General features: G+C 64.6%; 7 protein-coding genes and 1 tRNA gene. 5 read left to right on the forward strand and 3 right to left on the reverse strand.

The features are described from left to right. Positions 1–81: 81 nt before the first annotated feature. Entirely contained in the window at positions 82–507 is a 426-nt protein-coding gene (locus ASG57_RS31230) for an organic hydroperoxide resistance protein (protein ID WP_024338606.1), read from the reverse strand. Between the two features lie 152 nt (positions 508–659). Here ASG57_RS31230 and ASG57_RS31235 point away from each other — a divergent pair, with 152 nt between their 5' ends. Continuing rightward, entirely contained in the window at positions 660–1,121 is a 462-nt protein-coding gene (locus ASG57_RS31235) for a MarR family winged helix-turn-helix transcriptional regulator (protein WP_024338605.1), read from the forward strand. A 99-nt stretch (positions 1,122–1,220) separates the two neighbouring features. Here ASG57_RS31235 and ASG57_RS31240 read toward each other — a convergent pair. Next, positions 1,221–1,296: transfer RNA gene (locus ASG57_RS31240), tRNA-Ala, on the reverse strand. A 95-nt stretch (positions 1,297–1,391) separates the two neighbouring features. Continuing rightward, positions 1,392–1,799, reverse strand: coding sequence for a TIGR02300 family protein (locus ASG57_RS31245; protein ID WP_057198810.1), 408 nt, complete (start codon positions 1,797–1,799; stop codon positions 1,392–1,394). Between the two features lie 157 nt (positions 1,800–1,956). Here ASG57_RS31245 and aroA point away from each other — a divergent pair, with 157 nt between their 5' ends. The 4 genes from aroA (at position 1,957) to ASG57_RS31265 (ending at position 7,502) form a co-directional block, all read left to right on the forward strand. Continuing rightward, positions 1,957–3,294, forward strand: coding sequence for a 3-phosphoshikimate 1-carboxyvinyltransferase (aroA, locus tag ASG57_RS31250; RefSeq protein WP_024338603.1), 1,338 nt, complete (start codon positions 1,957–1,959; stop codon positions 3,292–3,294). After that, the gene (gene cmk / locus ASG57_RS31255; RefSeq protein WP_057198811.1) at positions 3,291–3,929 is read left to right on the forward strand and encodes a (d)CMP kinase; all 639 of its coding nucleotides are present in this window, start codon (positions 3,291–3,293) and stop codon (positions 3,927–3,929) included. The genes aroA and cmk overlap by 4 nt, the downstream gene beginning before the upstream one ends. Positions 3,930–4,199: 270 nt before the next feature. After that, complete coding sequence (gene rpsA / locus ASG57_RS31260) at positions 4,200–5,906, forward strand: 30S ribosomal protein S1 (RefSeq protein ID WP_024338601.1); 1,707 nt, start codon at positions 4,200–4,202, stop codon at positions 5,904–5,906. A gap of 204 nt (positions 5,907–6,110) precedes the next feature. Beyond that, positions 6,111–7,502 carry an IS1182 family transposase gene (locus tag ASG57_RS31265; RefSeq protein WP_057198812.1) on the forward strand — a complete coding sequence of 464 codons (1,392 nt, stop codon included), beginning with the start codon at positions 6,111–6,113 and terminating at the stop codon, positions 7,500–7,502. Positions 7,503–7,605: the final 103 nt, after the last annotated feature.

Below are 7,605 nucleotides of genomic sequence, written 5' to 3' on the forward strand. Positions count from 1 at the left end.
CCGCCGCGTCATCCCGTGACGTGGCAAATCACGGAAGCGGCCAGCCCGAGGGGGATCCCGGGCCAGCCGATCCGCTCGTGATCAGACGACCGTCAGGCGAACGTCGACGTTGCCGCGCGTGGCATTGGAGTAAGGGCACACCTGGTGCGCCTTCTGAACCAGTGCCTCGGCCTCGGCGCGGGCAAGACCCGGCAGCGAGACGGCGAGGTCGATGTCGAGGCCGAAACCGCCTTCGGAGCGCGGGCCGATGCCGACCGTAGAGGTGACCGAGGCATCGGCCGGAACCTTGGGGCCGCCCTGCGAAGCCACGAACTTCATTGCGCCGATGAAGCAGGCGGCATAGCCCGCCGCGAAAAGCTGCTCGGGATTGTTGCCGGCGCCGCCACCGCCGCCGAGCTCCTTCGGCGTCGTCAGCTTGACGTCGAGCGCGCCGTCGAGGGTCGCGGCATGGCCGTCGCGGCCGCCGGTGGCCTTGGCACTGGTCTTGTAGAGGACGTTCACGGACATCTTGATCTCCCTGGTGTTGGAGCGAGTGCGACCTATATTGCTTCCAATTAGATTGTGCGCAATTGAAATTCCCATGCCTCACATTTAATTGTTCGCAATTGAATCTGCGGTCGCCGGGCACCACAATGGCGTCAAACCTCGTGAGGTTCGCCATGGCCCGGAAGCATTCGGCAGCGGACGCCCCGCTGCGGCTCGACAACCAGATCTGCTTCGCGGTTTATTCCGCCGCGCACGCCTTCAACCGCGTCTACAAGCCGCTCCTCGACCGGCTCGGCCTGACCTATCCGCAATATCTGGTCATGCTCGTGCTGTGGGAACGCGACGACGTGCCGGTCAAGGAGATCGGCGAAAGGCTGTTTCTGGATTCGGGCACGCTGACGCCGCTGCTCAAGCGGCTCGAGGCCGCCCATCTCGTCAAGCGCACCCGCTCGCGCGAGGACGAACGACAGGTGCTGATCTCCCTGACCCCGCAGGGCCAGGCGCTGAAGGAAAAGGCGCGGGCCGTGCCGCAGTCGATTTTGGCGGCGTCGAATTGCTCGGTGTCGGAGCTGGTGGCGATGAAGGACGAGATCGTCGCGCTGCGGGACAGGCTGAATGCGGTGATCGAGGAGTAGGGGTTAGCAGAGCCGCTTCTTCGAGAAGGCTCGCCCCGAGTGCGACTTCCGATATGCTCCCCGCGCGGCTGCGCCAGGCGTAGCTCGAAGGACGAAGCGTGGTGGAGCCAGGCGGGATCGAACCGCCGACCTCTTGCATGCCATGCAAGCGCTCTCCCAGCTGAGCTATGGCCCCTTAACCCTGGACGAGGTGAATCTGGTGGATCACCCCAACCGCCGAGTCCTAGGCGACTCGCGCGGTGCACCCTTTTTCACAGATCAGGATCGATCTCAAGTCTCTTCATCACCTCCGACATCACCAATGATGTCGGTCACGTCCTCATCGCCCTCTTCCTCGTCGGCAATGAAGGTCGAATCGTCGTCATCGTCGTCGTCGAGGGTCTCGTCGACCTCGATGTCGTCCTCGGATTCGGGCACGATGGCCTTGACCTTGCCCGTGTTCTCCTCGGCATCGGCTTCCTCGAGCGACACCAACTCTTCGGCCTCGGCCGGCTCGGGCGTGGTGTCCTGGGCCATGTTGCGGGCCTCGGCGCCGCGGGACGAGCGTGCGGGTGCGATCGGGGCGATCGGCACCACCTCGCCGGTATAGGGCGAGATCACCGGATTCTTGTTGAGGTCATAGAACTTCTTGCCCGTGGTCGGGCAAATACGTTTGGTTCCGAGTTCGGACTTGGCCACGGCAGGAATCCTGGGAATGTCTGAAAAGCGGTGCTTCACTTGGCTAGTTGGCGGCCCGCTGTCAATAGCGCATTACAGGAGAACGACATGCCCGTGACGGGGCGGGGACCATGTGGTACCTGCCCCCGAGCCTTCGGGCCTATCCAAGGACGCAATCTTGACCCATTCCGACCAACCGAGGCCGCTCCAGTCTCGCGCCAGCGGTCCCTTGACCGGGACAGCACGGGTGCCCGGGGACAAGTCGATCTCCCACCGGGCCCTCATCCTTGGCGCGCTCGCGGTCGGCGAGACCAGGATTTCAGGCCTCCTCGAGGGCGAGGACGTCCTCAACACGGCGAAATCCATGCAGTCGCTGGGCGCCAGGGTCGAGCGAACCGGCGATTTCGCCTGGAAGGTGAACGGCGTGGGCGTTGGCGGCTTCGCCCAGCCCAAGGCGGCGCTGGATTTCGGCAACTCCGGCACTGGCTGCCGCCTGGTCATGGGCGCCGTCGCGGGCTGCCCGATTTCGGCGGTTTTCGATGGCGACGCCTCACTGCGCAGCCGCCCGATGCGCCGGATCCTCGATCCTCTCGAAAAGATGGGCGCCAAGGTCATCGCCGGCGGCGAGGGTGGCCGTCTGCCGCTGACCCTCCAGGGCGCGCGCGATCCGCTGCCGATCGTGTACAAGACCCCGGTCGCTTCGGCCCAGATCAAATCGGCCGTGCTGCTGGCGGGCCTGGCCGCGCCGGGTACCACCACGGTGGTCGAGACCGAGGCCAGCCGCGACCACACCGAACTGATGCTGAAGCATTTTGGTGCCGATATCACCTCAACGCGGGAAGGTCCGCACGGCCGCCGCATCACGCTGGTGGGTCAGCCCGAGCTGTATGGCGCCAGCGTCGTTGTGCCGGCCGATCCCTCCTCGGCCGCCTTTCCGGTCGTCGCGGCGCTGATCGTCGAGGGATCCGATGTCGTGCTGCCGGACGTGATGACCAATCCGCTGCGCACCGGCCTGTTCACCACGCTGCGCGAAATGGGCGCGTCGATCGAGGAGAGTGAGGTGCGCGGCGATGCCGGCGAGCCCATGGCGCGCTTGCGCGTGCGTGCGTCGAAATTGCGCGGCGTCGAGGTGCCGCCGGAGCGCGCGCCGTCGATGATCGACGAATATCTGGTGCTGGCGGTGGCGGCGTCCTTCGCCGAAGGCACGACGATCATGCGCGGCCTGCAGGAGCTGCGCGTCAAGGAATCCGACCGCCTGGAAGCCACCGCCGACATGCTCCGCGTCAACGGCGTCAAGGTCGAGGTTGCCGGCGACGATCTGATCGTGGAAGGCCGCGGCCACGTTCCAGGCGGCGGCGTTGTCGCGACCCACATGGACCATCGCATCGCCATGTCCGCGCTGGTGATGGGCTGTGCCTCCGATCGGCCGGTGAGCGTCGACGACACCGCCTTCATCGCCACCAGTTTCCCGGACTTCATTCCGATGATGCGTTCGCTAGGGGCCGAGTTTTCATGATCATTGCCATCGACGGGCCGGCAGCCTCGGGCAAGGGGACGCTCGGCAAGCGACTCGCCCAGCATTACGGCTATCGTCATCTCGATACCGGCGTGATCTACCGCGCGGTGGCTTATGCCTTGATGCAGTCCGGGCACGCTCTCAATGACGAGGCGGCTGCGGTGCAGGCTGCTTTGCAGCTCGATCCCGAAAAGTTCGGCAATCCCGCCCTGAAGACCCAGAAAGCCGGCGAGGGCGCCTCGATCGTCTCCGCGATTCCGCGCGTCCGCGAGGTGCTGGTCAATTTCCAGCGGCAATTCGCTGCCGATCCGCCGGGGGCGGTACTGGACGGCCGTGACATTGGAACCGTGATCTGTCCCCATGCCGACGTGAAGATATTCGTCGTCGCCGACCCCAAGGTCCGGGCTCGCCGCCGGACCATGGAAGCCAGGGCCAGGGGCGAGGAGGCGGACGAGGCCGCCGTGCTCGCCGACATCATCCAGCGCGACGAGCGCGACAAGAACCGGCCGATCGCGCCTTTGAAACCGGCCCCGGATGCTTACTTGCTAGACAACTCCCAACTGGATATAGAAGGCGGTGTCCGGGCCGCCATCGACATTATCGAGGCCGTCCGAGCGGGCCGGTCGCGGGGGTAAGCCGCAGCCGTCATTGGAGGAAGTGCCCGCTCCCGCTTCTTTGAGGTCGATACCTTCGGTCCCCTGCTTTCGGGACCGGCGCGATCCAGGCTCCGGACAAAGATTTCCACGTATCGAACGCGCGGGCCTCTGCCGGCCCGCTTCCGCTGTTCTGGTCGTAAGGCCGGGGCAACGAGCGGTCGCTCGAAGGTTTTGCGGACCTTCCGACACTGCGTGTGCGATGCGCCCATGAACCCAACGGCCGGCAAGACATCCGCAACTGGAGAACAAATGGCTTCGACTACTGCTGATACCTATAGCCCCTCGCGCGACGATTTCGCCGCGATGCTCGACGAGTCCTTCGCAGGCGGCAACCTGCAGGAAAGCTCCGTCATCAAGGGCAAGGTGGTTGCAATTGAAAAGGACATGGCCGTCATCGACGTCGGCCTGAAGACCGAGGGCCGTGTCGCGCTGCGCGAATTTTCCGGCCCCGGCCGTGAAAGCGACCTCAAGGTCGGCGACGAGGTGGAAGTGTTCCTCGATCGCATCGAGAACGCCCTCGGCGAGGCCGTGCTGTCGCGCGACAAGGCGCGCCGCGAAGAGAGCTGGGGCAAGCTGGAGAAGGCTTTCCAGAATAACGAGAAGGTCAACGGCGTCATCTTCAACCAGGTCAAGGGCGGCTTCACCGTCGACCTCGACGGTGCCGTGGCGTTCCTGCCGCGCTCGCAGGTCGACATCCGTCCGATCCGCGACGTTGCGCCGCTGATGAACAATTCGCAGCCGTTCCAGATCCTCAAGATGGACCGCCGCCGCGGCAACATCGTCGTCTCCCGCCGCACGGTGCTGGAAGAGACGCGCGCCGAGCAGCGCCAGGAACTGGTGCAGAACCTCGAAGAGGGTCAGGTCATCGACGGCGTGGTCAAGAACATCACCGATTACGGTGCGTTCGTCGACCTCGGCGGCATCGACGGTCTGCTCCACGTGACCGATATCGCGTGGCGCCGCGTCAACCATCCGACCGAGGTGCTCTCAATCGGCCAGACCGTGAAGGTCAAGATCATCAAGATCAACCACGAGACGCACCGCATCTCGCTGGGCATGAAGCAGCTGCTGGACGATCCGTGGCAGGGCATCGAAGCCAAGTACCCGCTGGGTGCCCGCTTCACCGGCCGCGTCACCAACATCACCGACTACGGTGCGTTCGTCGAGCTCGAGCCAGGCATCGAGGGCCTGATCCACGTCTCCGAGATGTCGTGGACCAAGAAGAACATGCACCCCGGCAAGATCGTGTCGACCTCGCAGGAAGTCGATGTGCAGGTGCTGGAAGTCGATTCCGTCAAGCGCCGCATCTCGCTCGGCCTCAAGCAGACCATGCGCAACCCCTGGGAGGTCTTCGTCGAAAGTCACCCGACCGGTTCGGTGGTCGAGGGCGAGGTCAAGAACAAGACCGAGTTCGGTCTGTTCCTGGGTCTCGAAGGCGACGTCGACGGCATGGTCCACCTCTCCGACCTCGACTGGAAGCTTCCGGGCGAGCAGGTGATCGACAACTACAAGAAGGGCGACATGGTGAAGGCCGTGGTGCTCGACGTGGACGTCGAGAAGGAGCGCATCTCGCTCGGCATCAAGCAGCTCGAAGGCGACCCCTTCGCCGAGCCGGGCGATGTCAAGAAGGGTGCGGTCGTGACCTGCGAAGTGCTCGAAGTGAAGGAAAGCGGTATCGAGGTGAAGATCGCCGGTACCGACTTCACCACCTTCATCAAGCGCTCCGAGCTCGCGCGTGACCGCAACGACCAGCGCGCCGAGCGCTTCGCCGTCGGCGAGAAGGTCGATGCCCGCGTGATCCAGTTCGACAAGAAGGCCCGCAAGGTCCAGGTGTCGATCAAGGCGCTCGAAGTCGCCGAAGAGAAGGAAGCCATCGCGCAGTACGGCTCCTCCGATTCGGGTGCGACGCTCGGCGACATCCTGGGCACCGCGCTCAAGAACCGCGACAGCAAGTAAGCGAACGTTGGTCTCGCTGACATTGGAGCCCCGGCGCAACAGGCTGTGTGGAAAGCCGGGCAAATCGGCTAGGATGGCCGCCTCGGGAACGGGGTGGCCATTTTCATGGGATACATAGCCGGCGAGGATCGGGATCANCAGGCTGTGTGGAAAGCCGGGCAAATCGGCTAGGATGGCCGCCTCGGGAACGGGGTGGCCATTTTCATGGGATACATAGCCGGCGAGGATCGGGATCAAGCGTCGTTTTTGCCATCGCGGATCGCGGACTACGTTGCGTCGGATGCTTCGGTTCGTGTGGTTGACGCTTTTGTCGATGGACTGGAGCTTTCCGGGCTCGGCTTCGTCCGGGCTGTTGCGGCGTCGACGGGGCGGCCCGGTTATGACCCTCGCGATCTGTTGAAGCTCTATGTCTGGGGCTATTTCAACGAGGTCCGCTCGTCGCGGCGGCTGGAGCGGTCGTGCCGGCGCGATGTCGAGGCTATGTGGCTGCTGCGCCGGCTCGCCCCCGACTTCAAGACGATTGCCGATTTCCGCCGCGACAACGGCCCCGCCATCATCGGGGCGTGCCGGGCTTTCGTGCTTGTGTGCCGGGATGCCGGCCTGTTTGCGGCCCGTCTCGTGGCGCTGGACGGCTCGAAGTTCCGCGCCGCCGCCAGCCCAAAGAAGGTGATCGGCCGCCGGGAGATCGCCGAGGAGCAAGCCCGTCTCGACAGTAGGATCGCCGCCTACCTTTCCGGTTTGGACGAGGCTGACACGCGCGAGGCCGACGATGAGCCGGGTGCGGTTCCCGCCGCGCTCGCTGCCCTTCGCGTCAGGCGCGCCGAACTCGCCCGAATGGCTGGCAAGCTGGAGACACAAGAGCGCGACATGCTTGTCGAAGGCGAGGAAGATGCCCGTCCGATGCGGGGAGGCAGCGGCCACAAGCCGCCCTGCTACAACGTACAGACCGCCGTCGACGCCGACACGGGCCTGATCGTGCATCACGATGTCACCGACGAGCCGACCGACCGCCGCCAACTTCATCCGATGGCCAGCGCCACGAGGGAGAGCCTCGACCTCGACACCCTGACGGTCGTGGCCGACAAGGGCTTCGACAACGGCGAGCATGCCAGCGCCTGCGAGCGGGACGGCATCGTCGCCTGCGTGCCCTCGCAGCGCTCGATCAACAACCAGGGCGACGGCACCCTGTTCGACCGCACCGCCTTCATCTATGAGCCGGAGGCGGACACGTTCACCTGCCCGGCGGGCCGGACGCTGGTGCGCAAGCAGCTTCATCGCAAGAAGCGCAATGTCACCTACGCCTCGCAGGGTTGTTCCGGCTGCGTCCTGAAGCCACGCTGCACCACAGCCGAGCGGCGTTTTGTCAAACGCCATCTCGATGACGACGCGCTCAACCGGATGGATGCCCGCGCCACGCCCGAGATGATGAAAGCCAGGCGATGTGCCGTCGAGCATCCCTTCGGCACGATCAAGCGAATGACGGCAGGCGGACGGTTCCTAACCAGAAACCTGAAAGGAACCAGAACCGAAATGGCCCTTTCCGTCCTCGCCTACAACATCCTCCGCGCCATCAACATCAAAACCGCCGCAGCCTGAAAGCACCTGAAGCAAAAGAGGCCCCGGTTACCCGGAGCCTCCAATCGTTTCCACACAGCCTGRTGAGCCGGGGCTTCGTTCGCGTAAATTCTCAGTGCAGCCC

This window comes from Bradyrhizobium sp. Leaf396 (assembly GCF_001424605.1).
GTDB lineage: Bacteria > Pseudomonadota > Alphaproteobacteria > Rhizobiales > Xanthobacteraceae > Bradyrhizobium > Bradyrhizobium japonicum_C.

What these genes read in the sequence shown, in the direction of transcription:
- ASG57_RS31230 (WP_024338606.1), bottom strand. Translation starts at nt 507, where the DNA reads ATGTCCGTGAACGTCCTCTACAAGACCAGTGCCAAGGCCACCGGCGGC.
- ASG57_RS31235 (WP_024338605.1), top strand. Translation starts at nt 660, where the DNA reads ATGGCCCGGAAGCATTCGGCAGCGGACGCCCCGCTGCGGCTCGACAAC.
- cmk (WP_057198811.1), top strand. Translation starts at nt 3,291, where the DNA reads ATGATCATTGCCATCGACGGGCCGGCAGCCTCGGGCAAGGGGACGCTC.
- rpsA (WP_024338601.1), top strand. Translation starts at nt 4,200, where the DNA reads ATGGCTTCGACTACTGCTGATACCTATAGCCCCTCGCGCGACGATTTC.
- ASG57_RS31265 (WP_057198812.1), top strand. Translation starts at nt 6,111, where the DNA reads ATGGGATACATAGCCGGCGAGGATCGGGATCAAGCGTCGTTTTTGCCA.